Here is a 23,013-nt window from a genome sequence, read left to right on the forward strand (position 1 = left end):
AGCAGACCATGCGTTTCCTCATGATGCACCGGATCGACGAGCACGACCCGCAGGCGTGGAACCCCACCCCGGAGTTCATGGCGAAGATGGGCGGGTTCATCCAGGAGTCGGCCGAGAAGGGCATCCTGATCACCGCGGAGGGCGTCCACCCGACGGACAAGGGCGCCCTGGTCCGCAAGCCGCGCGGCGCGGCCGTCCGCGTCACCGACGGCCCCTTCGCCGAGGCCAAGGAGGTCATCGGCGGGTTCGCGCTGATCAACGCCGCGGACCGGGCGGAGGCCATCGAGTTCGCGAAGCGGTACGTCGAGCTGTTCGACCTCGAGATCGAGGTGGAGGTCCGCCAGGTCGTCGAGTTCGAGGACCTTCAGCCGCGGGACTGACGGCCCCGGTGGCGCTAGGCTGGCGCGGAACCGTTCACTGGGGGTGGAGCGATGTTCCTCGTCACCGGCGCCACCGGCAACGTCGGCGCGGAAGTGGTTGCGGCACTGGCGAAGGCGGGTGAGCCGGTCCGGGCGCTGGTGCGGCGGCCGGACGCCGCCCTGCCGCCGGGCGCCGAAGCCGTCGTCGGCGATCTCAACGACCACGGAAGTCTCGACGGCGCGCTGAAGGGCGTCGACGGGATCTTCCTGCTGGCCGGCTACCAGGACATGCCCGGCATGCTCGCGCGGGCGCGGGACGCGGGCGTCCGCCGGATCGTCCTGCTGTCCGGCGGGTCGGCCGCGCTCGAGAACCTGGACAACGCGGTCTCGGCGTACATGACGCTCGCCGAACGCGCGGTCCGGGCGTCGGGCCTGGACTGGACGTTCCTGCGGCCGCGCGCGTTCATGGCGAACGCGCTGCGCTGGCTGCCGCAGCTGCGCGAAGGCGACACGGTCCGCGCGCAGTTCCCGCACGTCGCCGCGGCGAGCGTCGACCCGGCCGACATCGCCGCGGTGGCGGCGAAAGCCCTCGCGGGCGGCCACGAGGGCCGGGCGTACGACCTGACCGGACCGGTGGCCATGCGGCCCGCCGAGCAGGTCGCCGTGCTGGCGGGGGTGCTCGGCCGGGACCTGGAGTTCGTGGGCCTGTCCGACGAGGAGACGCGCGCCGAACTGGAGGCGAGCATGCCCCGCGAGTACGTCGACGCGTTCTGGGACTTCTACGTCGCCGGGACCCTCGACGAGGCAACGGTGTACCCGACGGTGGCCGAAGTGACCGGACGGCCCGCCCGCACGTTCGCCGACTGGGCGCACGCGCACGCGGCCGCCTTCCACTGACCCGGTGAAGGCCTCCCGTCCCGACCTCTCCGCCGTGCTCGCCGTCGTGTTGTCGGTGCCGGTCGTCGCCAGTGGGCTGCTCGTGCTCGCCCTCGTCGGGAAGCTCGCGTGGCCGCCGTACTTCTGGGTGATCCCCGCGGGCTGGGTGCTGGCGGGCGGGATCACGTTCGTGCCCGCGTTCGAACACTTCCTGCTGCCGCTGCTGTTCGGCCTGCGCTCACCGACCGCGGGGGAGCTGACGCGCCTGACGCCGTGCTGGGCGGCCGTCTGCACCGCCGCCGGGGTGGACAGCGGCCGGTACCGGCTGTGGGTCGAGCGTTCGCGGGAGCTGAACGCCTTCGCCGCGGGCGGCCGGACCGTCGCGGTGACGCGGCTGGCCCTCGAACTCCCGCGCCCCGGCCTGGAGGCGATCCTCGCCCACGAGCTCGGCCACCACCTTTCCGGGCACACCCGCGTCTCCCTGTTCCTCTGGTGGCTGGAGCTGCCGGCCCGGGTCCTGGCCCGCCTGGTCCGGCTGCTCGCATTGGCCGTGCCCTACGTCGGGCGCGCGTTCGCCGCGTTCGGGCGGTCGGTGGCCGTGCTCGTGACCGTGCTGCTGGCACTGGGCATCCTCACCGCGCTCGCCTTCCTCGACCCGTGGCTGCTGCTGACGCCGCTGCTCGGCCCGCTCCTCGCCTGGTCGAAACGGCTCGGCGAGTACCGGGCCGACCTGATGGCGGCGCGGCTGGGCTACGGTCCCGCGCTGATCGGGCTGTTCCGCGAGTGGATCCGGGTGACCGGCGGCGACGAGCGGCGGCTGTGGGCGCGGTTGCTGGCCGGGCACCCGGCGCACATCGACCGGATCAAGAAGCTGAAGGACCGCGGCTTCCGGGGATGATCCCGAGCACGTGCGCAACGCGGGTCGGTTTTGCCGGTTTCCCGACGTGGGAAAATCTTCTTCGAGGGGTGTCCAAGGCGGCGTCGGCCGTTCGTAGTCACCGCGTACGGCAACCGAGCCACAGGAGGATCCCGTGAAGTACCTGATGCTGATCAACGCCTCGCTCGACGCGAACGGCGAGCCCGCCGGCTGCAGCACGCCGGAGGACTGGATGCTGTTCGACAAGGCCATGAAGGACGCCGGCGTGCACGTCGGCGGCAACTCGCTCGCCGACTTCACGACGGCCGCCGCGGTTCGCGTCGACGAGCGCGGCGAGCGGATCGTCACCGACGGGCCGTTCGCCGAGTCCCGCGAGGTGCTCGGCGGCTACTTCGTCGTCGACGTGCCGGACTTCGACGTCGCGCTCGACTGGGCGGCGCGCTGCCCGGGCGCCCGCGACGGCGGGCACATCGTCGTCCGGCCGCTCGCTTCCTACGGGGACTGACGGCCGTGGCGGACGGCGCGGCCGGTGCTTCCGGGCGGTGCCCCCGGCCCGGGGTGGAGTCCCGGCTGACCCTGGCAGCCGTGTTCCGGGAGGAGCGCGGGCTGTTGCTCGCCGCGCTCGTCCGCCGGTTCGGCGATCTCGACCTGGCCGAGGAGGTGACGTCCGAGGCGATCGAGGCCGCGTTGGTGCACTGGCCCGCCGAAGGCGTGCCGCCGAAGCCGGGTGCCTGGCTGATGACGACGGCGCGGCGCAAGGCGGTCGACCGGCTGCGCCGCGACCAGGCCTACGCGGCCCGGCTCGCGGTGCTGCAGGTCGAGGCCGACCGCGCCGCACCCGCCCCGGCGTCCGACGGCGGCCTGCCGGACGAGCGCCTGCAGCTGTTCTTCACCTGCGCCCACCCGGCGTTGCCGGCCGAAGACCGGACGGCGCTGACGTTGCGGTGCCTGGCCGGCCTGACGACGCCGGAGGTGGCGAGGGCGTTCCTGGTGCCCAGCGCGACGATGGGCAAGCGGATCGTGCGGGCGAAGAACCGCATCCGCGCGGCTCGCCTCCCGTTCCGGGTGCCGGACGCGGACGAGCTGCCCGGCCGGCTGCCGGGCGTGCTCCAGGTCGTCTACTCGATCTTCACCGAGGGCTACGCGGCGAGTTCGGGCCCGGACCTGCAGCGGCTCGACCTGGCGGAGGAGGCGATCCGGCTGGCCCGCATCCTCCGCCGGCTGCTGCCGGCGGAGCGGGAGGTCGCGGGCCTGCTGGCGCTGATGTTGCTGATCCACGCGCGCCGGGAGGCCCGCACCGGTCCGGACGGCGACGTGGTGCTGCTCGACGACCAGGACCGCGCCCGCTGGGACCCGGCGCTCATCGCGGAGGGAACCGACCTGGTCCCGGTGGCGCTGACCGGCGGCCCACCGGGCCCCTACGGCGTCCAGGCGGCGATCGCGGCCCTGCACGACGATGCCCCGGACGTGTCCCGGACCGACTGGCCGCAGATCGTCGGGTTGTACGACGTCCTGCGCGGCTTGGCGCCGTCCCCGGTGGTGGAGCTGAACCGGGCGGTGGCGGTGGCCATGCGCGACGGCCCATCGGCGGGCCTCGTGCTCCTCGACGCCTTGGCGGACGAACCACGCCTGCGCGAGTACAGCCCGTTCCCGGCCGCACGAGGCGACTTGCTCGCCCGCCTGGGCCGCTTCACCGACGCGGCCCAGGCCTACCGCGACGCCCTGACGCTGGCCCGCACCGAACCCGAGCGCGCCCACCTCCGGCGCCGCCTCACCGAGTGCCGGGAGCCATGAGGGACACCCTCACGGCGGGTGTGGATGGAGTGGGCCCGGGCGGCGTGCGTAGGCCCGGAAGTGTCGGTGGCCGCCGGTAAACTGGATGCCGGGGGCCGGAGGGCTGAGCCGCGCAGGGCTGCCGGGGGCTGGAAGGCTACGCCGCGCGGAGGCTTCCGGGGCTGCAGGCTAAGCGGCGGGCGGGGCCTCCGGGTCCGGAGGGTTAAGCCGCAGGGCCGCCGGGAGCCGGAGGGCTAAGCCGCGCGCAAGGCTACCGCTGGCTAAACCGCGCGCAAAGCCGCGACCGCCGGAGCGAACATCGTCGCCTTGATCGCGCCCAGCGTGCCGCGGTCCTTGCCCGCCAAGGCCTCGACCCGCTCCGCGGCCACCGTCACCAGATCGGGCTCCGCGGCGACTTCGTCCACCAGGCCGAACGCGAGCGCGTCCGCGCCCCCGAAGCGGCGGCCGGTGGTCATCGACGCGATCGCCGCCGACGGTGTCAGCTTGCCCTGGATCAGCGCGGCCATCCCGGGCGTGAACGGGATGTTGATGTCGGCCTCCGGGAAGCAGAAGTAGCCGCGGTCCGCCCGCATCACGCGGAAGTCGTGCGCCATCGCCAGCATCGCGCCCGCGCCGAACGCGTGGCCGTTGATCGCCGCGACCGTCGGGACCGGCAGCGTCAGCACCCGCGCGAACAGCTCCTGCACCTCGGCGACGTACTCCGAGGCCTTGTCGCCGTTCGCGAGGAGCCACTCGAGGTCGAGGCCGTTCGAGTAGAACTTGCCGCCGCCGGTGGTCACCAGCACGTCGGTCACTTCGTCCAAAGTGGAATGAACGCGCTGCAGCCAGTCGGGCGAGAAGCGGTTTTCGTCGTCGCCCAAGTGCAAAACGGTCACGGTCAGTCCTTTTCTCGGGGTGGCACGGTCAGCACGGCCCGCACGGCGGCGGCCAGCCTTTCCCGCACCAGGGGGTCGGTGATGTCCCGCCGGAAGAACGCGGTCGGCAGGTCGACGACGCAGGTGGTGATCACCTCGACGGCCAGGCCGTCGCCGCGGTCCCACACCTGACGTGCCAGCCGCACGAGCAGCGCCACCAGGCGTTTGTCCAGCGCGTGCAGGGACTCCGCCAGCTCGTCGGGCAGGTCGGGCCCGAAGAGCCGGTCGCCGCGGACCTTCAACAGCATCCGCGCGCCGTCAGGACGCCGGGTGGCGAACACCGCGGGCGTGTCCGCCGCCGCGACGACCGCGTCCACCGGCGAAGGCGCGGCGTCCACCACCGAGGTCTGCAGGTCGAGGAACGCCGTCGCCGCGCGCAGCCAGACCTGCGCCAGCAGTGCGTTCAGCGACCCGAACGCGTGGTAGATCGTCCCGTTCGGCACTCCCGCGGCCGCCGCGAGGCCACGCACGGTGACCTCTCCCGACGACGCGACGAGCCGTTCGGCGACGTCGAGCAGCGCGTCGAGGTCGTGAACGCGGGGGCGGGGCATGCCGCCACCGTAACAGAACACGTGCTCCAAAACCAGGGCGGTAAGCTGCCGCCGTGGAGATCTGGGTCAACCCCGCGTGCGCGAAGTGCCGGTCCGCCGTGTCGCTGCTCGACGAAGCGGGCGCGCAGTACACCGTCCGCCGCTACCTCGACGATCCGCCGACCGTCAAGGAGCTGAAGGCCGTCCTGAAGCGGCTCGGCCTCGAGCCGTGGGACATCACGCGCACCGCGGAGCCGGTCGCGAAGGAACTCGGCCTCAAGACGTGGGGCCGCACGCCCGCGGACCGGCCGAAGTGGATCGAAGCGCTGGTGAACCACCCGAAGCTGATCCAGCGCCCGATCATCACGGCCGACGACGGCACGACGGTCGTCGCCCGCGACCCCGAAACGGTCCGCTCGGTCCTTTAGGGAATGCGGCCGTCCCGCGGCAGCAAAGGCACGTCCAGGGCCACCGTCTCCGGGTACTTGATCCCGGCGCCGGTGTTCAGGACCACGACGTCCTCGTCGCCGGAAAGCCACCCGGACGAGCGCAGGTGCCGGAGCGCGGCGAAGCACGCACCACCTTCGGGGCAGACGAACGTCCCCTCGAAGGTTGTCAGTTCCCGTTGCGCCGCAAGCAGTTCCTCGTCGGTGACGGCGACAGCGGTCCCGTCGGTGGCGTAAACCGCGTCGAGCACCAGGAAGTCACCGAGGGCCTTGGGCACGGTGATGCCGAAGGCGACGGTCCGGGCGTCCGGGAACAGAACACTCTCCCGGGCACCCGCCGCGAACGCCGTGACGATCGGCGCGCACCCGGTGGCCTGAACGGCGACGAGCCGCGGCAGCGGCCCGGAAACCCAGCCCAGGGCCAGCATTTCCAGCAGCGCCTTGTAGATCCCGATGATCCCGACCCCGCCGCCGGTCGGGTAGAGGATGACATCGGGCAGCCGCCAGCCGAACTGCTCGGCGATCTCGTACCCCATCGTCTTCTTGCCCTCGATGCGGTACGGCTCCTTCAACGTCGAGACGTCCTGCACACCGGAGCGACGCGAAACCGCGTCCGCCACGAGCTTCCCCGCGTCGCCGATGAGACCGTCCACCCGGTACAGCTCGGCGCCCGCGGCGACGCACTCCCGCATGGTGATCGCCGGCGCGTCGTCCGGCATCGCGACCAGGCTCGACATGCCCGCGCGCGCCGCGTACAGCGCCCAGGCCGCGCCCGCGTTGCCGTTCGTCGGCATCGCGATGCCGCCCACGCCCAGCTCGGCCGCCCGCGAGACGCCGACCGCGGCACCCCGCGCCTTGAACGTGCCTGTCGGGACGAGGCCCTCGTCCTTCATCCACAGCCGCGAAAGCCCCAGCTCACGGCCGTAGCGCGGCAGGCGCAGCAACGGTGTCATGCCCTCGCCCAGGCTCACCACGTGTTCGGCCGACCGCACCGGCAGCACCTCGTGGTAGCGCCACAGCGTCGGTTCGCGCCCGGCGATCTCCTTCGGCGTCACGGCTTCGCGGACGCCGTCGAGGTCGTAGCGCGCGAGCAACGGCGCGCCGGAGGGCGACAGGCCCTGCACCGCGTCGGCGTCGAGGCGCTCGCCGGTCCGGGAGCATTCGAGGTGGCTGAGGAACGAGTACGGCACGGCGCCTCCGGTCAGAACGGGCGGGTGAACGGGAGTGGCTTGCGCATCCGGACCAGCAGCAGGAGCGGCACCAGGACGTAGGGCAGGTTGAACGCCAGGAACTTCGCCGGGTTGCCGGTCCGGAATGCCGGGTCGCCGAAGAACTCGACGCCGAACACGACGATCCCGGTCAGCGTGACGATCATCGTCGCGTAGATCACCGCCGGCAGCTGGATCCAGTTCCGGCCGGTCAGCAACGCGAACACCAGCACGACGTAGAACGGCATGTAGACGAACGCCGAGAGCCCGGTGACGATCCGCATCCAGTCCGGCGGGTGCATGAACAGGACGTCGGCGTCGTGGGCGTACCAATAGTTCGAGTTGACGAAGAAGTTGCTCGACGGCTGCGAGAAGTCGACGCCGACGGTCGGCAGCAGGTCGCTGATCAGCGACGTCACCGTGAAGGCCGAGAACAGCACCGCGAAGAAGACGTCGATCTTGCGGTCCCGCAGCGGCAGGTTCATGCGGCCGATCCTAGGTCCTATTGTGAGGGGATGGACGCGCTGCGGGTGTGCCTCTACGTCTTCGCCGGGGTGACGCTCGGCACCTGGCTGGTGTCGGTGCTGACCAGGGAGTACTCCTGGGTGGACCGGATCTGGTCGATCGTCCCGGTGGTCTACCTGGCGATCTTCGCGGGCGCCGCCGGGTTCGCCGACGCGCGGCTGGACGTGATGTTCGCGCTGGTGGCCCTGTGGGGGATCCGGCTGACGTTCAACTTCGCCCGGAAGGGTGGTTACGCCCGCGGCGGCGAGGACTACCGGTGGGCGGTGCTGCGCGAGCGGATGGCGCCGTGGCAGTTCCAGGTGTTCAACTTCTTCTTCATCTCCCTGTACCAGAACGCGATCCTGCTGCTGATCACGCTGCCCGCGCTGACGGCGCTGCAGCACCAGGGCTCGTTCGGCGTCGCGGACGTCGTGGTCGCGGTGATCTTCGCCGCCTTCCTGGTCGGCGAGACGGCCGCGGACCAGCAGCAGTGGGTCTTCCACCGCGAGAAGCACGCGGGCCGCGCGTCGACCCGCTTCTGCCAGACGGGCCTGTTCGCCTGCTCGCGGCACCCGAACTTCTTCTTCGAGCAGGCACAGTGGTGGGCGATCGCGGCGTTCGGCGTCGTCGCGGGCGGTCTGCAGTGGACGGTCGTGGGCGCGGTCCTGCTGACGCTGCTGTTCGTCGGGTCGACGAAGTTCACCGAGAGCATCACGAAGTCGCGGTACCCGGAGTACGCGGACTACCAGCGCCGGGTGTCCGCGGTGGTCCCGTGGTGGCCCAAGCGCGAGTCCGTCCGCCGATGACGGTCGTCGCGGCGCTCCAGGTCGGAGCGGGCCTGGACCGGATCCTGGCGTTCGAAGAGCAGCTGCGGGGCGCCTCGCTCGTGGTGCTGCCTGAGGCGGTGCTCGGCGGCTACCCGCGCGGAGGCCCGTTCGCCGGCTACTTCCGCGCGGCGGTGGACGTCCCCGGCCCCGAGGTGGCGGCGCTGGCGGCACTTTCGTCCCGCACCGGCGCGAGCCTGGTCGCGGGCGTCATCGAGCGCGACGGTTCGACGCTGTACAGCACGGCGGTGTTCCTCGACCCGCACCTGGGCCTGGTCGGCAAGCACCGCAAGCTGGTCCCGACCGAGCGCGAACGCCTGGTCTGGGGCCGCGGCGACGGCTCGACGCTGCCGGTCGTCCCGACGGCGGCGGGCCTGGCGGGCGCGGCGATCTGCTGGGAGAACCACATGCCCCTGCTGCGCGCGGCGATGTACGCGAAGGGCGTGGAGATCTGGTGCGCCCCGACGGCGGACGACCGCGACGTCTGGCAGGCCTCGATGCGCCACATCGCCGACGAAGGCCGGTGTTTCGTGGTTTCGGCGTGCCTGTACGAGTCTGCGGGAGAAGACCCGTTCCGCGGCGGCAGTGTGATCGTGGGCCCGCTGGGGGAGGTCCTCGCCGGGCCGTTGCGGGACGGCGAAGGCCTGATCACCGCGGAAATCGACCTCGAGGAGATCGTGACCGCCCGCAAGAGCCTCGACGTCTCAGGTCACTACGCGCGCCCGGACGTCTTCTCGCTGACGGTGGACGAGCGCCCCCGGGACGGCGTCACCTTCCTGCGGTGACGCCGTCCCGGCCGGACTTACACCGCCAGCCGCCCGCCGTCGACCGGCAGGATCGCGCCTTGGACGAAGCTCGACTCGCCGGTCACGAGGAACGCGATCGCCGCGGCGATCTCCTCCGGGGCCGCCGTGCGGCCCGCCGGGCCGGCGGCCGCCAGCTCGTCCAGGCCGTCGCCGAAGACCGCCGTGCCTTCGGTGCGCGTCGGGCCGGGGCTGACCGCGTTGACCCGGACGCCGGACGGCCCGTACTCCGCGGCCCACGCCTTGGTCAGCAGCTCGACCGCCGCCTTCGACGACCCGTAGAGCGCCATCCCGGCCATGCCGCGCGCGGCGACCATCGTCGACACGTTCACGATGGCGCCGTGCCCGCGCGCGGCCATTTCCGGCGCCAGCTCGGCGACGAGGAAGAACGGCACCTTCACGTTCGTCGTGGAGACGCGGTCGAACTCGGCCTCGGCCGTGTCCGCGGTGGGCCCGGTCGGGAAGATCCCGGCGTTGTTCACCAGCACGTCGACGTGCCCGCCGATTTCACGGGCACGCGCGGCCAGTTCGCGCGCCGACGAAGCGTCCTTCAGGTCGGCCGCGACGAAGTCGGCCTTGCCGCCCGATTCCCGGATCCGCGCGACGACCTCCGCGCCGCGGGCCGCGTCCCGGCCGGACACCACCACGTGCGCGCCGAGCGCGGCCAGCGCGACCGCCGTCGCGCGGCCGATCCCGCTCGTCCCGCCGGTCACCAGGGCCGTCGACCCGGACAGATCTGCAGTCATCACTCAACTCCTCGTTCCCGATGTCCGTCACGAGGTACAAGCGCGACCACGGAAAAGGACTTCCGGACGAGCGTTCGGCCTTCCTTATGCCCGTGATCAGTCCCGCCGATGGTCTTCCAGCGCGGCGACGAACTCCGCGACGTCCCGCCGATGCGACGTCGCCGGCCACACGGCCCAGGTCCGTCGCACGATCGGGTTTCCCGCCAGCGGCAGCCACCGCACGGTGTCCGGCGTCGGGTACGGCCACTCTGGCGGGGCGAAGGCGTAGGCGCCGCCCGCGCTGACCGCCGGGATCTTCAGCTCGACGATCAGCCGCTGCTCCTCGGGCACTTCCGGGCCGACGTCGAGGCCGTGGCTGCGCAGGGTCGCCGCCAGCTCGTCGTACCAGGCCGGGCTGCCCGCGCGCGGGAAGGCGAACCACTCCAGCCCCGCGAGGTCTTCCAGCCGGACGGGCGAGCCCAGCTTCTCCGCGACGTCCGTCGCCAGCAGGACGCCCACGTCCTCGGTGACGACGAGCGCCGCGTCGAGGTCGGGCCCGGGCGGGCGTTCGCGGACCAGCCCGACGTCCAGCTCGTCCGCCCGCAACGCCGCCACCTGCGCCACCGACGACAGGTGCCGTGCCTGCACCCGCGTGTCCGGGTACGCCTCCGCCAGCCGCGCGAGCGCCGACGGCAGCAGGTCCGGCGGCAGCTCGAGGGGAACGCCGACGCGCAGCACGCCGGTCGCGGTGTGCCGGCCCATCGTGGCCACGGCCTGGTCGTGCCGGGCCAGAACCGCGCGGGCCTCGCCGAGCAACGTCGTCCCGGCGTCCGTGGCCTGGACACCGGTGCTGGTGCGCACCAGCAGCTGGACGCCCAGCCGCCGTTCCAGCGCGGTGATCGTCTGGGACAGCGCCGGCTGGCTGACGTGCAGCTGGCGTGCCGCCTTCGACATCGCGCCCGCCTCGACGACGGCGACGAACGCCCGCAGTTCGCGGATCTCCATCAGCGGGACCAGCGGATCGGCAGCGACTTCAGGCCGTTCTGGAAGGTCGACCGCAGTCGCACCGGGTCCCCGGCCAGGGAGACTTCGCCCAGCAGGTCGAGGACCGCGGCGAACATCGCCCGCAGCTGGACGCGGGCCAGGTGCGAGCCGAGGCAGAAGTGCGGGCCGTGGCCGAAGGTCAGGTGGTCGTTCGGCGTCCGGGAGATGTCGAACGCGTCCGGGTCGTCGAACACGGCAGGGTCGCGGTTGGCCGAGGAGAACCAAACCACCACTTTGTCCCCGGCGCGGATGTCCACATCGGACAGAGTGACGTCGGCGGTCGCCGTCCGCCGGAAGTTCATGACCGGCGTCCACCAGCGGAGCATCTCCTCGACCGCCGACGGCAGCAGCGACCGGTCCGCCAGCAACCGCCGGTACTGCGCGGGGTGTGAGAGCAGCGCCAGCATCCCGCCGGGCAGGCCGTTGCGCAGGGTTTCGTTGCCCGCCACGGAAAACAGCCAGAAGAGGTTCTCGAACTCGGCGAGCGGGACGCGGCCGCCGTCGGCGCCGACGTGCTGCATCAGGTTGCTCATCACGTCGTCGCCGGGGTGCGAGCGCTTGTAGTCGCCCAACGCGTTCGCGTACGCGTAGAGATCGGGCATTCCCGCGCGGGTGCGCGGATCCGGCATCGAGCCGTCCGGGCCGGGGGAGGGGCGGACGGCGAGCGCGGCCCGCGCCAGGTCGGTGACGTCGGCTTCGGACACCGTCGCGCTGACCGCGTACTCGGCGTCCTGGTAGCCGATGACCCGGTTGCTCCAGTCGTACATCAGCCGCCGGTCCCGCTCCGGCACGCCGAACACCCCGGCCAGCGTGAGCAGCGGCAGGTCGGCGGCCACCTTCGCGAAGTCGCACTCGCCGTCGTCGGCGACCGCGGCGACGAGGTCCCGCGCCCACGTCTCGATCTGCGAAGTCAGCTTCGCGATGGCGCGCGGCGTGAACGCCTTCGTGAGCAGCCCGCGCAGCCGGCCGTGCTCCGGCGGGTCCATGTTGAGCATCATCCGGCGCACGTAGGCGAGGTCCGCGGACGTCGCCGGGTCCCGGATCTGCGTCCCGCCGAGCTGCGAGGAGAACAGCCCGGGGTCGCGCAGGACCCGCCGCACGTCGGCGTGCCGCAGCACGGCCCAGAAGTCGTCGACGCGCACCACCGGCGACGCGGCCCGCAGCCGCGCCAGCTCGTCGTACGGGACACCTCGCACGTAGGTGTCCGGATCGGTGATCCCCACGGACTGAATCTAACCGTTGTCGCGGGCCGCGCGCCGCATGCGGAGGAAGCCCCAGGCGACGAGTGCCGCGGCGACGACGGTGAGCGTGAGCCCCGCGATCGTGACGGCTTCCCGGAACTGGGCGGTCTGCCGGCCGGTCCAGTGCGGGGTCGCGATGGCGCCGGTGAAGAGGGCGGCGAGCAGCGTGCCGGAGACGGCGATGCCCGCACCGGAGGTCACCTCGGTCGCGGTGTCGGTGAGCGCCGCGCCGATCGTGGTGCGGTTCTCCGGCAGGCCGCGCAGCACGTTGACCCCGGCGACGACGCCGACCACGCGCATCCCGGCGGCGACGAGCACGAGCGCGAGCGCGACGAACACGTAGCCGAACCGGCCCAGCACGGCGTAGACCGCGAGCCCGGCCACGACCGCCGACGCGCTGAGCCACGCGGCCCGCTCGAGGCCGACGCGGTTCACGAACGGCGAGACGAGCGTGCCGCCCGCGACGAGGACGACGACCTGGGGCAGCATCCCGAGGGCGGCCAGCACGGGCGGCCAGCCCCAGTCGAGCTGCAGTTGCAGGGTCACCAGGTAGCCGAGCCCGGCCGTCGCCAGCCCGGACGCGGCCTTGTAGGCCAGGCCGCTGGAGACGAGCGGACGGGCGACCAGGTCCAGGTCGAGCAGCGGGTGCCGCGCCGAGCGTTCGCGCCGGACGAAGCCGGCGGCCGCCGCGACGGTCGCGGCCGTGACCGCCCAGGGCACCCACGAGCCGGCGCCTTCGTCGACGAACAGCGTCGGGGCGACGAGCGCGAGCACGACGGTCGCGGTGCCGAGCACGGCTCCGGGGACGTCGAACGGGTCGCGGTGCAGGCTCGCGGGGTCGTCCGCGGCGATGCCGCCGCGGATGCCGAGGAAGGCGAGCGCCGCGATCGGCACGTTCACCAGCAGCAGCGCCTGCCACGGCACGAGCGCGAGCACGAAGCCGCCGGTGGTGGGGCCGACCGCGAGCCCGGCCAGGCCCACCGTCGAAATGATCGTCGTCGCGCGGACGCGCAGGCCGTCGTCGTCGAAGAGCCGGAAGGCCAGCGCCATCGACCCGGGCGTGGTCATCGCGGCGGCGACGCCCATCACGACCCGGACCGCGATCAGCTGCTCCGCGCTGGTGACGAACGCGGTGGCGAGGCTCGCCGCGCCGAGCAGGACCAGCCCGGCGAGCATGATCCGGCGGCGGCCGAACCGGTCGGCCAGCGTGCCGAAGGCCGGCATGAGGCCGCCGAAGACGACGGCGTAGGCGCCGGTCACCCACTGCAGGGCGGTGGTGGAGGCGTGCAGGTCGCGGCCGATGGTCGGCAGCGCGACGGTGAGGATCGAGTTGTCGAGCATCTCGAAGAGGAAGACCGCGGACAGGCCCGCGAGGGCGACCCAGGCTTCCCGCAGCGATCGCGGGGCGCGGGGTGCGGCCAGAATGGCGGTGGCACGTTCGGAGGACACGCCACTACGTTAACTGACTAAGTTTAGTGACACAAGAGAGGGTGCTCGGATGCCCAGGACCAGTGCGCGCGGCGGGCCTCAGACGCGGGCGAAGATCGCGGGGGTCGCGGCCCGGCTGTTCCTCGAGCGCGGGTTCGACGACGTGACGGTCGCCGAGGTCGGACGCGAGGCCGGTGTCTCGAGCGTCACGGTCTTCAAGCACTTCCCGCGCAAGGAAGACCTCTTCCTGGACCGCTCGGCCGACGCCGTCGACGTCCTGCGCGCGGCCGTGCGCGACCGGGCGCCCGGCACCGACGTGACGGCGTCCCTGCGCACGACCACCCTGCGTCTCCTCGACGAGCGCGACCCGGTTTCCGGCCTCGCGGACGGGTCGGCCGCGTTCTTCCGGACCGTCGCGGGCTCGCCCGCGCTGCTCTCCCGCGCCCGGGAGATCAGCGCCGAACTCCAAGCTGTCCTCGCCGGGGAACTGGCCCGCGACCCGGCCTTCGACGGCGACGCGGCCCTGTACGCGGCCTTCTTCGTCGCCGGGTACGGCACGGTGTTCGTGGAGATGGCCCGCCGGCTGATCGCCGGGGACCCGCCGGACGACGTGGCCGCCGGCCAGCGCGTCCGGCTGGAGGCGTTGTTCGACGCCCTCCGCGGCGGCGTCGCCCCCTAGCTCCGGGCGGCCCGCTCGGGCAGGCTGCCGGGATGGACACGCTGAACATGCGCACCGGCGGCCAGGGCGAACCGGCCGTCCTCCTCGTGCACGGCCTGGGCGCGACCGGCGCCGTGTGGGCCCACTTCTCCGTGCTGCTCGACCGGCGCGTCCTGGTCCCCGACCTGCCCGGCCACGGCCCGTCCTCGCCACTGCCGCACTACAGCTTCGAGACGCTCACCGCGGCCCTCGCGCGGGCCCTGCCGGACGGCCGCCCGCTGGTCGTCGCCGGGCACTCGCTCGGCGGGGTGCTGGCGCTGGAACTGGCGTCCGGGAAGTACGACGTCGAGGTCGCGGGCGTGCTCGCGCTCGGCGTGAAGGTGGAGTGGAGCCAGGACGACCTGGGGCGCGCGGCGAGCTTCGCGGCTCGCCCGGCGCGGGTGTTCGAGACCCGCGAAGACGCCGAGCAGGCGTACCTCAAGGTGTCCGGGCTGCTCGGGATCGCGCCCGCGGACCCGGCCGGGCTTCGCGAGACCGAGGGAGGTTGGCGCCTCGCGATGGACCCGGCCGCGTTCGGCGTCGGCGCACCGGACATGCCGGCGCTGCTCGCCGCGGCGCGGTGCCCGGTCGTGCTGGCGGCGGGCGAGAACGACCCGATGTGCCGCCCGGAACAGCTACGCGCGCTGGACCCGGACGCGGTCGTCCTCGCCGGTCTCGGACACAACGCCCATGTCGAGGACCCAGCCGCCGTCCGCGCTCTGTTGGAGCGCTTCGGCGTCTGAAGGCTCGGGTGCAGCCGTCGTACCCCACTCGACGGCTGCTCCGAACCCCTCGCCACCACCGGACGCGAAAAGCCTAAGAAGTCGCGGTGGACGAACGCCTGTACCCGCCAGCCCGGCCGTCGTCACGATCAGTACCTGCGGAAACGGTTATCTTCGCCGTTCGGTGGTACAGGGAAAGCGGCACGATCGTGATGCTGGAGGGGTACGTTCCGCTGCGGGCACCCGGGGAGAGGATCTGTGGACGAAGGCCTGTCGTTCGCCGGATGGCTGCGCGAACGCCGCGTGCTCGCCGGCCTCACCCAGGCCCAGCTGGCCGAGCGCGCCGGGCTGAGCCTGCGGGCGGTGCGCAACGCCGAGCGCGGCAGCGTCCGGCGGCCCCGGCCGGAGACGGAACGCCGCCTGCGGGAAGCGCTTGCCGAAGCCCCTCCCGAACCGGTGCGGATCGGCGTGCTCGGGCCGCTCACCGTGCTGCGCGGGGATTCCCCGGTCGAGATCGGCGCCGAGAAGCAGCGCCTGCTGCTGGCGATGCTGGCCCTGCAGCCGAACCGGACCGTGCGGCGCGAGGACCTCGTCGACGTCATCTGGGACGAGCCGCCGCCGTCGTGCCTGGAGCTGGTCCACACCTATGTCGCGCGGCTGCGGCGGGCGCTGCGGCCCGCCGACCTCATCACCACCGACAAGGGCGGCTACCGGCTCTCCGCGGGCCCGGAAGAGCTGGACCTGCTGCGGTTCGAGGCCCTGCTGGCGCGTGACGACCACCGCGCGGCCCTCGAACTCTGGCGCGGCCCGGCACTCGCCGACGTCGGGCGGCTGCGCCAGCACCCCGCCCGGCTGGCGCTCGGGATGCGGCGCGCCAAGGCCGTGATGGCCTACGCGGAGGTCGCGGACCCCGAGGACGCCGCCGTGCAGCTGCGGGTGCTGACCGCCGAGGAGCCGCTGAACGAGTCCGCGCACGCCCGGCTGATGCTGGTGCTCGCCGCGTCCGGGCGGCAGGCCGCCGCCCTGGCCGTGTTCGAGGAGATCCGGAACCGCCTCGACGGCGAACTCGGCATCGGGCCCGGTCCCGAGCTGCGCGCGGCCCAGAGCCAGGTGCTGCGGCAGGACTTCGCGGGGCCCGAGCCGCCGGCGCGCGTCCCCGCGCAGCTGCCCGCGGACGTCGCCGGCTTCCGCGGCCGCACGGCCCAGCTGGCCGAGCTGGACGGCCTCCGGAAGGGCGACGGCACCGGCGCGCGCATCGCCGTCCTGACCGGGACCGGCGGGGTCGGCAAGACCGCCCTCGCCGTGCACTGGGCCCAGCGCTCGCGTGACGAGTTCCCCGACGGCCAGCTCTACCTCGACCTGCACGGCTACGGCACGGTCCGGCCGGTCGAGCCCGGCGACGCGCTGTCCGGGTTCCTGCGCGCCCTCGGCGTCGACGGCGCGGACATCCCCGCCGAGCCCGACGAGCGCGCCGCGAAGTTCCGCACGGTGCTCGCCGGCCGCCGGATGGTGCTGCTGCTCGACAACGCCGGCTCGGTCGGGCAGGTCCGCCCGCTGCTGCCCGGCTCCCCGTCGTGCCTGGTGCTGGTGACCAGCCGCGACGCGCTGCCGGGACTGGTCGCCCGGCACGGCGCGCGCCGCGTCGTCGTCGACCTGCTCACCGAGGAAGAGGCCCGCGACCTGCTGCGGACGCTGCTCGGCCGGCGCGTCGACGACGAACCCGAGGCCACCGATGCCCTGATCCGCTACTCGGCGAGGCTGCCGCTGGCGTTGCGCCTGGTGGCGGAGCTGGCGCTGAGCCGCCCGGGGGAGCGGCTCACGGCGCTCACCGCCGAACTGGCCGACGAACGGCGGCGGCTCGACCTCCTCGACGGCGGCGGCGACCCGCTGACCGCGGTCCGCGCCGTGTTCTCGTGGTCCTACCGGCACCTGGCGGCCGACGCCGCGCGCGTGTTCCGGCTCTGCGGCCTGCATCCGGGCCGCGACCTGACCCCGGCCGCGATCGCCGCGCTCGCCGACGTCCCCCTGCCGGAAGCCGAGCGGCTGACCGGTTCGCTCGTGCGCGCCCACCTCGCGCAGGAGACCGGCCAGGACCGCGTCCAGCTGCACGACCTGCTGCGCGTCTACGCCGCCGAGCTCGCGGCCGCCGACGCGGTCGAGAGCCGTGGCGCGCAGGAGCGGCTGTTCGACTTCTACGTCCGGTCGGCCGCGCAGGCGATGGACGCCGTCCTGCCGCAGGAACGGCACCTGCGCCCGCAGGTGCCGGACCCGGACGTCAAGGTGATCGACGCGCAGCCGTGGCTGGAGGCCGAGCGGCGCAACCTCCTGGCCGTCGCCGCGCACGCGACGCGGCACGGCTGGCCCGACCACCTGCGGCTGCTGTCCGGGATCCTGTGGCACTACCTGGACGTCGGCGGCTACCACGAAGAAGCCCTGGTGCTGCACACGCACGCGTCGGCGCTGGCCCACGACGCCGGCGACCGGACCCAGGCCGAGCCGCTCACGCTCATCGGGCTGGGCCACTGGCGCGTCGGGCGGTCCCGGGAAGCGTTGCGGTACCTGGAAGAAGCGCTCGTCCTGGTCCGCGAAACCGGCGACCGGCGCACCGAAGTCCACGTGCTCAACACCCTCGGCCTGGTCTGCCGGGCGCTGGGCCGGTTCGCCGAGGCGATCACGTACTCGACGGAAGCCCTGTCCCTGGCCCGGAAAACCGGGGACCGCACCAGCGAAGGACTCGTGCTCGTCGTACTCGGCTGCTCCTGCCGCGGCATCGGCCGGTACGGCGAAGCGATCGGGTACCTCGAAGATGCGCGGGCGCTGGCCCGGGACACGGCCGACCGCACCAGCGAGGGCTACGCGCTGGTCAACCTGGGCGACTCGCTGTCCGCGCTGGGGCGGCACGACGAAGCCGCTTCGGCGCTGGCGGAAGGACTCGAGCACTTCCACGCGATGGGCGTGCGGGTCAGCGAAGGCTACGCGCTGGGCATCCTCGGCGACGTCGAGCACGCGCGCGGCCGGTACCCGGAAGCCGCGGCGCACCTCGAACGCGCGCTGGAAATCGCGCAGGAGACCGGAAGCCCGACCAACCGCAGCGTCGCGCTCAAGCACCTCGGCGACGTCCGGCTGGCGCAGGGCCGTGTGCACGAAGCGGCCCAGCACCTCGAAGAGGCACTGGGCCTGGCCCGCGAATGCGGTGACCGGGGCGTGGAGTCCCGGGTGCTGAACAGCCTCGGCACGCTCGCGGCAGCGCGCGGCGCGTCCTCGGACGCGCTCACCCACCACCGCGAAGCACTGGCCGTGGCGAAGGAAACGGGCTGCCGTCCCGAGCAGGGCCGCGCTCACTGCGGGCTCGGCGAAGTCCACAGTGGACTCGGCGAGCCAGGGACCGCGCGCGAACACTGGGAACGCGCGCTGGCCTGTTACGCCGCGGAGTGCGTGCCCGGCGCGATCCGGGTCCGGGACCACTTGGCGGCCTTGGAACGTGCCGCCGGGTAGTGCCGCTCGTCGGCGACGAGGTCGCCTTCGAGGCGCTGGACGTCGCGGTCGAAGACGTCGGTGCTGCCGGCCAGCCGGTTCCGCGGGTACGGACGGCGGCGGTAGGCGTGGTCGAGCGCCCAGGCGAGCAGCACAACGGCGGCGAGAACGGCGATGATCATGGTGCTCCTCCCGGAGTGGATGACGCTGTTGCCTTGAAGAACGTGTAATGGAAGGTGCCGTATTCCCTGGTGGTGCGGTAAAGGTCGGCGATCCCGCGGGCCCATTCCCGTGCGGTGGTCAGCTTTTGCGCGACGGCCGTTTCGCCGATGCCTTCGACCATCGCGGTGAAGGTGTCGCGGGTGAACCCGGTGACGAGACCGGGTTTCGACGCGTCGGCGTAGACGGTCCTCGGCTCGACTTTCACGTCGTCGAAACCGGCTTCGGCGAGCAGGGGGTACAGCCGTCGTCCGATGAGCCCGTCGCCGCCGGCGCCGGCCTGCAGCCGGATCAGGCAGTCGATCGCGGCTTGCGCGTGGTCGCTGCGCGGGTGGAAGAACGCCGAGCCGTGGTCGCCCTCGATGACGGTGATCGTGCCGCCCGGCCGGAGCAGGGTTTTCAAGTGCGTCAAGGCTTTCCCTGGGTCCGGCAGGTGTTCGAGCACAAAGCAGACGAAGAGGTGGTCGTACTCGCCGTCGAGGGCGAACAGGTCGGCTCTCCGCCATTCGACGGGTGCGCTGATCCGGGCTCTTGCCTGGCTGAGGGAGTCCGCGGAGATGTCGACCGCGGTGAGGTGCGCGTCCGGGCTGCGGGCCACGAGGTGGCCGGTCTGGGCGCCGACGCCGCAGCCGACCTCCAGCACGCGGCTGCCGGCGGGGTAGGCGGTTCCGTCGTGCAACAGCTCGGCGAGGGCGTCGGCCTGGTCGCCGAGCCGGCGCGCCTCGGGGGCGGTGTACCCGTGCACGTAGGTGGTGTCCATGAACCCAGCGTGCTGCGACAATGGCTCGATGGACAGGGCCAAAACGCCGCTTCCGGAGGGGTCCATAGGCTCGGACTTCCTCCAGCTCGACGTCCGCGAGGCACCGCCGGGCGGCCTCGCGGACTGGCTGGCCGGACAGCTGCGCGCCGCGGTCGCGGACGGCCGGCTCCCGGTCGGCGGCCGGCTGCCCGCGTCCCGGGTGCTGGCGGCCGAGCTGCGCGTCTCGCGAGGCGTCGTCACCGAGGCCTACCAGCGCCTCATCGACGACGGCCACGCGGCGGGCCGCGGCCGCGCGGGCACGGTGGTGGTCGCCGCCCCGGTGACGGCGCCCGACCCGGCGCCGGTGCGCGTGCCCGCGAAGGTGATCACGCCGCTGCCGGGCGTCGAGGTGTTCGACGCGGTCCGGGCGGCCCCGGCCCGGATCGACTTGACGCCGGGCGTGCCGGACTTGACGGCGTTCCCGCGCGCGGCGTGGCTGCGGGCGGAGCGCGCGGTGCTGGACGAGCTCGAGCCGTCCCACTTCGGCTACGGCGACCCGCGCGGCGCCCCGGCGATGCGGCTGGCGGTGTCGCACTGGCTGGCGCGCAACCGCGGCATCCGGGTGGACCCGGGCGAGATCATCGTGGTGTCCGGGGTGGCGCAGGCGCTGACGCTGGTGGGGGAGGTGCTGCGGCAGCACGGCGTCGCGGAGATCGCGGTGGAGGACCCGGGTTCCCTGGGCGCCCGACAGCACCTGCACCACTGCGGCCTGGCCACCCCACCTGTCCCGGTGGACGACGACGGCCTGCGCGTGGCGGACCTGCACGCCCCGGCGGTGCTGCTGACCCCGGCCCACCAGTTCCCCACGGGCGTGGTCCTCGGCGGCGAGCGCCGCCGCGCCCTGATGAGCTGGGCGGCCGACGGCGGCATCGTGGTGGAGGACGACTACGACGCGGAGCACCGCTACGACCGCGCGCCGGTACCGGCGGTCCGGTCGATGCTGCCGGAAGTCTGTTACACGGGAAGCGTTTCGAAGCTGCTGGCCCCGGCGTTGCGGGTCGGCTGGCTGCTGGCCCCGCCCCGGTTCCGCGACGATCTGGTGGCGGCGAAGCGGTTCGCGGACCTGGGCAACGCGGTGCTGGCCCAGCTGGTGCTGGCCCGTCTCATGGAGACGGGCGAGCTGGAGCGCCAGCTACGGGTGGTGCGGTCGCGACATCGCCGCCGCCGCGACGCGATGATCCGCGCGCTCGCCGCTCACCTGCCTGCCGCGGTGGTCCACGGCGCCGCGGCGGGCCTGCACCTGACGATCACGTTCCCTTCGGGGGTGGACGACGTCGCCCTGGCGGCGGCCGCGCTGGAGGAAGGGGTGAAGGTGCAGCCGTTGTCGTGGCACCGGCAGCTGCCGGGCCGCCCGGGCCTGGTGATGGGCTATGCCGCGCGGACGGCGACCGAGATCGCGGAAGGGGTCGCGGTGCTGGGGAGACTTGCCCGCTGACCTCGCCTTTTGCGAGGCCCGGTTTCAACGCTACCGCCGGCCACCGACAGTTCCGCCCTCACGCACCCCGGTCGTCCACAGGGCACCCGACCCATCCCCAGCCCCGGACGCCTCATCCGCGACCGGCGCCCGCCCAGCGGGGTAAAGGATCCACAAAGGACGGTCAAGCAAGTGTGATCATGCTCTCCCAGGCGATTCGCCCGGTTGGTTGCCATACGCAAGCAAGTTGCTTAGCCTAGCTAAGGGACTTTGCGAGCAGAAGGGTTGCACAGTGGCGGAACGCCGGACGTATTCGATCGCGGAACTGGGGCCGCGGTACAAGTGGATCGCGCTGTCCAACACGACGCTGGGCATGCTGATCGCCACGATCAACTCCTCGATCGTGCTGATCGCGCTGCCCGACATCTTCAAGGGCATCGGCATCAACCCCCTCGAGCCCGCCAACACCAGCTACCTGCTGTGGATGATCATGGGCTTCCTCGTGGTCACCGCCGTGCTGGTGGTGAGCTTCGGCCGGCTCGGCGACATGTACGGCCGCGCGAGGATGTACAACCTCGGGTTCGCCGTCTTCACCGTTTCTTCCATCATGCTGGCCGTCACCTGGTTCGACGGCGACGCCGCCGCGCTGTGGCTGATCGGCTGGCGGATCGTCCAGGGCGTCGGCGGCGCCTTCCTGATGGCGAACTCGTCGGCGATCCTCACCGACGCCTTCCCGGCCAACCAGCGCGGCCTCGCGCTCGGCATGAACGGCGTCGCGGCCATCGCGGGCTCGTTCCTCGGCCTGGTCGTCGGCGGCGTGCTCGCCCCGATCGACTGGAACCTGATCTTCCTCGTCTCGGTCCCGTTCGGCGTGATCGGCACGATCTGGGCGTACCTCAAGCTGCACGACACCGGCATCCGCAAGCACGCGAAGATGGACTGGTGGGGCAACATCACCTTCGCGGCCGGCCTCATCGCCGTCCTGGTCGGCATCACCTACGGCATCCAGCCCTACGGCACCTCGTCGACCGGCTGGGGCAGCCCGATGGTGCTGAGCTGCCTGATCGGCGGCGCCGCGGTGCTGGTCGCGTTCGTGATCATCGAGACGAAGGTGCCGAACCCGCTGTTCCGGCTGTCGCTGTTCAAGATCCGCTCGTTCACGTGGGGCAACATCGCGAACCTGACGGCGTCGCTCGGCCGCGGTGGCCTGCAGTTCATCCTGATCATCTGGCTGCAGGGCATCTGGCTGCCGCAGCACGGCTACACGTTCGAGCAGACGCCGCTGTGGGCCGGCATCTACATGCTGCCGATGACGGTCGGGTTCCTGGTGGCCGCGCCGACGTCGGGCATCCTCGCCGACCGGATCGGCAGCCGAATGCTCGCCTCGAGCGGTCTGTTCATCACCGCCGTGACGTTCCTGCTGCTGATCCTGCTCCCGGTGAACTTCAATTACTGGGCGTTCGCCGCGATCCTGCTGATCAACGGCATCGGCATGGGCATGTTCTCCTCGCCCAACCGCGCCGAGGTGATGAACAGCCTGCCGGCGGACGCGCGCGGGTCCGGCGCGGGCATGATGACGACGTTCCAGAACGCGGCGATGGTCCTGTCGATCGGCTTCTTCTTCAGCCTGATCATCGCGGGCCTGTCGAGCAGCCTCCCGACGACGATGAGCCAGGGCCTGATCCAGCACGGCGTCCCGGCGGCGTCGGCGGACCAGATCGCCCACCTCCCGGCGGTGGCGGTGCTGTTCGCGGCGTTCCTGGGCTACAACCCGATCCAGCAGCTGCTGGGCGGTCAGCTGTCGGCGCTGCCGCCGGACCAGGCGTCGTTCCTGACGGGCCGCAGCTTCTTCCCGAACCTGATTTCGGGCCCGTTCCAGTCGGGCCTGGCGGTGGCGTTCGGTTTCGCGATCGCGGTCTGCCTGATCGGCGCGGTGGCGTCGCTGCTGACGAAGGACGCCCGCCCCAAGGACCGCGAGTCAGTGGGCGAGGAGCTGGCCGCGGTGGCCGGCGAGTCCGGCGGCGGCCCGAGCGAACTGGTGTCGCCCGCCAGCGAACGCTGACGGTGGTTTCGGAAACCCGGGTGCCGCGTCCGGCGGCACCCGGGTTTCCGCGT

General features: G+C 72.7%; 23 protein-coding genes. 13 read left to right on the forward strand and 10 right to left on the reverse strand.

The features are described from left to right. The first annotated feature begins 8 nt into the window (after positions 1-8). The 5 genes from ACYVLJ_RS40905 to ACYVLJ_RS40925 all read left to right on the forward strand — a co-directional run bounded on the left by ACYVLJ_RS40905 (position 9) and on the right by ACYVLJ_RS40925 (position 3,906). On the forward strand, positions 9-380 hold the full coding sequence (locus ACYVLJ_RS40905; RefSeq protein WP_460442736.1) for a YciI family protein: 372 nt from the start codon (positions 9-11) through the stop codon (positions 378-380). A 51-nt stretch (positions 381-431) separates the two neighbouring features. After that, positions 432-1,256 carry a Rossmann-fold NAD(P)-binding domain-containing protein gene (locus ACYVLJ_RS40910; protein ID WP_460442737.1) on the forward strand — a complete coding sequence of 275 codons (825 nt, stop codon included), beginning with the start codon at positions 432-434 and terminating at the stop codon, positions 1,254-1,256. A gap of 4 nt (positions 1,257-1,260) precedes the next feature. After that, complete coding sequence (locus ACYVLJ_RS40915) at positions 1,261-2,133, forward strand: M48 family metalloprotease (protein ID WP_460442738.1); 873 nt, start codon at positions 1,261-1,263, stop codon at positions 2,131-2,133. 133 nt (positions 2,134-2,266) lie between these two features. Beyond that, a complete protein-coding gene (locus ACYVLJ_RS40920) occupies positions 2,267-2,617 on the forward strand; it encodes a YciI family protein (RefSeq protein ID WP_451974539.1) in 351 nt (116 codons plus the stop codon). A gap of 80 nt (positions 2,618-2,697) precedes the next feature. Further along, complete coding sequence (locus tag ACYVLJ_RS40925; protein ID WP_460442739.1) at positions 2,698-3,906, forward strand: RNA polymerase sigma factor; 1,209 nt, start codon at positions 2,698-2,700, stop codon at positions 3,904-3,906. Between the two features lie 260 nt (positions 3,907-4,166). On the opposite strand, the gene ACYVLJ_RS40930 is transcribed toward ACYVLJ_RS40925, so the two are convergent. After that, complete coding sequence (locus ACYVLJ_RS40930; RefSeq protein ID WP_460442814.1) at positions 4,167-4,787, reverse strand: enoyl-CoA hydratase/isomerase family protein; 621 nt, start codon at positions 4,785-4,787, stop codon at positions 4,167-4,169. Then, on the reverse strand, positions 4,784-5,371 hold the full coding sequence (locus tag ACYVLJ_RS40935; RefSeq protein WP_460442740.1) for a TetR/AcrR family transcriptional regulator: 588 nt from the start codon (positions 5,369-5,371) through the stop codon (positions 4,784-4,786). Before ACYVLJ_RS40935 ends, ACYVLJ_RS40930 begins: the two co-directional genes overlap by 4 nt. Positions 5,372-5,424: 53 nt before the next feature. On the opposite strand from ACYVLJ_RS40935, the gene ACYVLJ_RS40940 reads away from it, so the two are divergent. Further along, the gene (locus tag ACYVLJ_RS40940; protein ID WP_451974531.1) at positions 5,425-5,778 is read left to right on the forward strand and encodes an arsenate reductase family protein; all 354 of its coding nucleotides are present in this window, start codon (positions 5,425-5,427) and stop codon (positions 5,776-5,778) included. Here ACYVLJ_RS40940 and ACYVLJ_RS40945 read toward each other — a convergent pair. After that, a complete protein-coding gene (locus ACYVLJ_RS40945; RefSeq protein ID WP_451974529.1) occupies positions 5,775-6,986 on the reverse strand; it encodes a threonine synthase in 1,212 nt (403 codons plus the stop codon). The genes ACYVLJ_RS40940 and ACYVLJ_RS40945 overlap by 4 nt on opposite strands. A gap of 11 nt (positions 6,987-6,997) precedes the next feature. Continuing rightward, positions 6,998-7,489 carry an EXPERA domain-containing protein gene (locus tag ACYVLJ_RS40950; protein ID WP_451974527.1) on the reverse strand — a complete coding sequence of 164 codons (492 nt, stop codon included), beginning with the start codon at positions 7,487-7,489 and terminating at the stop codon, positions 6,998-7,000. Between the two features lie 30 nt (positions 7,490-7,519). Between ACYVLJ_RS40950 and ACYVLJ_RS40955 the strand changes: the two genes are divergently transcribed. Both ACYVLJ_RS40955 and ACYVLJ_RS40960 read left to right on the forward strand, forming a co-directional pair. Continuing rightward, positions 7,520-8,314 (forward strand): DUF1295 domain-containing protein, encoded by a 795-nt coding sequence (locus ACYVLJ_RS40955; protein ID WP_460442741.1) that lies wholly within the window; start codon positions 7,520-7,522, stop codon positions 8,312-8,314. Continuing rightward, a complete protein-coding gene (locus ACYVLJ_RS40960; protein WP_460442742.1) occupies positions 8,311-9,117 on the forward strand; it encodes a carbon-nitrogen hydrolase family protein in 807 nt (268 codons plus the stop codon). The genes ACYVLJ_RS40955 and ACYVLJ_RS40960 overlap by 4 nt, the downstream gene beginning before the upstream one ends. A 17-nt stretch (positions 9,118-9,134) precedes the next feature. Here the strand turns inward: ACYVLJ_RS40960 and ACYVLJ_RS40965 are convergent, their stop codons facing one another. From ACYVLJ_RS40965 to ACYVLJ_RS40980, 4 genes are all read right to left on the reverse strand, one after another. Then, the gene (locus ACYVLJ_RS40965) at positions 9,135-9,881 is read right to left on the reverse strand and encodes an SDR family NAD(P)-dependent oxidoreductase (RefSeq protein WP_451974521.1); all 747 of its coding nucleotides are present in this window, start codon (positions 9,879-9,881) and stop codon (positions 9,135-9,137) included. A gap of 96 nt (positions 9,882-9,977) precedes the next feature. Continuing rightward, on the reverse strand, positions 9,978-10,865 hold the full coding sequence (locus ACYVLJ_RS40970) for a LysR family transcriptional regulator (RefSeq protein ID WP_460442743.1): 888 nt from the start codon (positions 10,863-10,865) through the stop codon (positions 9,978-9,980). Then, positions 10,865-12,127 carry a cytochrome P450 gene (locus ACYVLJ_RS40975; protein WP_460442744.1) on the reverse strand — a complete coding sequence of 421 codons (1,263 nt, stop codon included), beginning with the start codon at positions 12,125-12,127 and terminating at the stop codon, positions 10,865-10,867. Before ACYVLJ_RS40975 ends, ACYVLJ_RS40970 begins: the two co-directional genes overlap by 1 nt. Positions 12,128-12,136: 9 nt before the next feature. Further along, positions 12,137-13,594, reverse strand: coding sequence for an MFS transporter (locus tag ACYVLJ_RS40980; protein ID WP_460442745.1), 1,458 nt, complete (start codon positions 13,592-13,594; stop codon positions 12,137-12,139). A gap of 49 nt (positions 13,595-13,643) precedes the next feature. Here ACYVLJ_RS40980 and ACYVLJ_RS40985 point away from each other — a divergent pair, with 49 nt between their 5' ends. From ACYVLJ_RS40985 to ACYVLJ_RS40995, 3 genes are all read left to right on the forward strand, one after another. Continuing rightward, complete coding sequence (locus tag ACYVLJ_RS40985; protein ID WP_460442746.1) at positions 13,644-14,252, forward strand: TetR/AcrR family transcriptional regulator; 609 nt, start codon at positions 13,644-13,646, stop codon at positions 14,250-14,252. Between the two features lie 32 nt (positions 14,253-14,284). Then, positions 14,285-15,013 carry an alpha/beta fold hydrolase gene (locus ACYVLJ_RS40990; protein WP_451974511.1) on the forward strand — a complete coding sequence of 243 codons (729 nt, stop codon included), beginning with the start codon at positions 14,285-14,287 and terminating at the stop codon, positions 15,011-15,013. 237 nt (positions 15,014-15,250) lie between these two features. After that, positions 15,251-18,487, forward strand: a complete 3,237-nt coding sequence (locus tag ACYVLJ_RS40995; RefSeq protein WP_460442747.1) for a tetratricopeptide repeat protein — start codon at positions 15,251-15,253, stop codon at positions 18,485-18,487. Here the strand turns inward: ACYVLJ_RS40995 and ACYVLJ_RS41000 are convergent. Both ACYVLJ_RS41000 and ACYVLJ_RS41005 read right to left on the reverse strand, forming a co-directional pair. Then, entirely contained in the window at positions 18,412-18,648 is a 237-nt protein-coding gene (locus tag ACYVLJ_RS41000; protein ID WP_451974507.1) for a hypothetical protein, read from the reverse strand. The two genes, ACYVLJ_RS40995 and ACYVLJ_RS41000, sit on opposite strands and share 76 nt — an antisense overlap. Then, positions 18,645-19,445, reverse strand: a complete 801-nt coding sequence (locus ACYVLJ_RS41005; RefSeq protein ID WP_460442748.1) for an L-histidine N(alpha)-methyltransferase — start codon at positions 19,443-19,445, stop codon at positions 18,645-18,647. Before ACYVLJ_RS41005 ends, ACYVLJ_RS41000 begins: the two co-directional genes overlap by 4 nt. Positions 19,446-19,473: 28 nt before the next feature. On the opposite strand from ACYVLJ_RS41005, the gene pdxR reads away from it, so the two are divergent. Next, positions 19,474-20,919 carry an aminotransferase-like domain-containing protein gene (gene pdxR / locus ACYVLJ_RS41010; RefSeq protein ID WP_460442749.1) on the forward strand — a complete coding sequence of 482 codons (1,446 nt, stop codon included), beginning with the start codon at positions 19,474-19,476 and terminating at the stop codon, positions 20,917-20,919. 271 nt (positions 20,920-21,190) lie between these two features. Further along, positions 21,191-22,960 carry an MFS transporter gene (locus ACYVLJ_RS41015; RefSeq protein ID WP_460442750.1) on the forward strand — a complete coding sequence of 590 codons (1,770 nt, stop codon included), beginning with the start codon at positions 21,191-21,193 and terminating at the stop codon, positions 22,958-22,960. Positions 22,961-23,013: the final 53 nt, after the last annotated feature.

This window comes from Amycolatopsis stemonae (genome assembly GCF_054781455.1).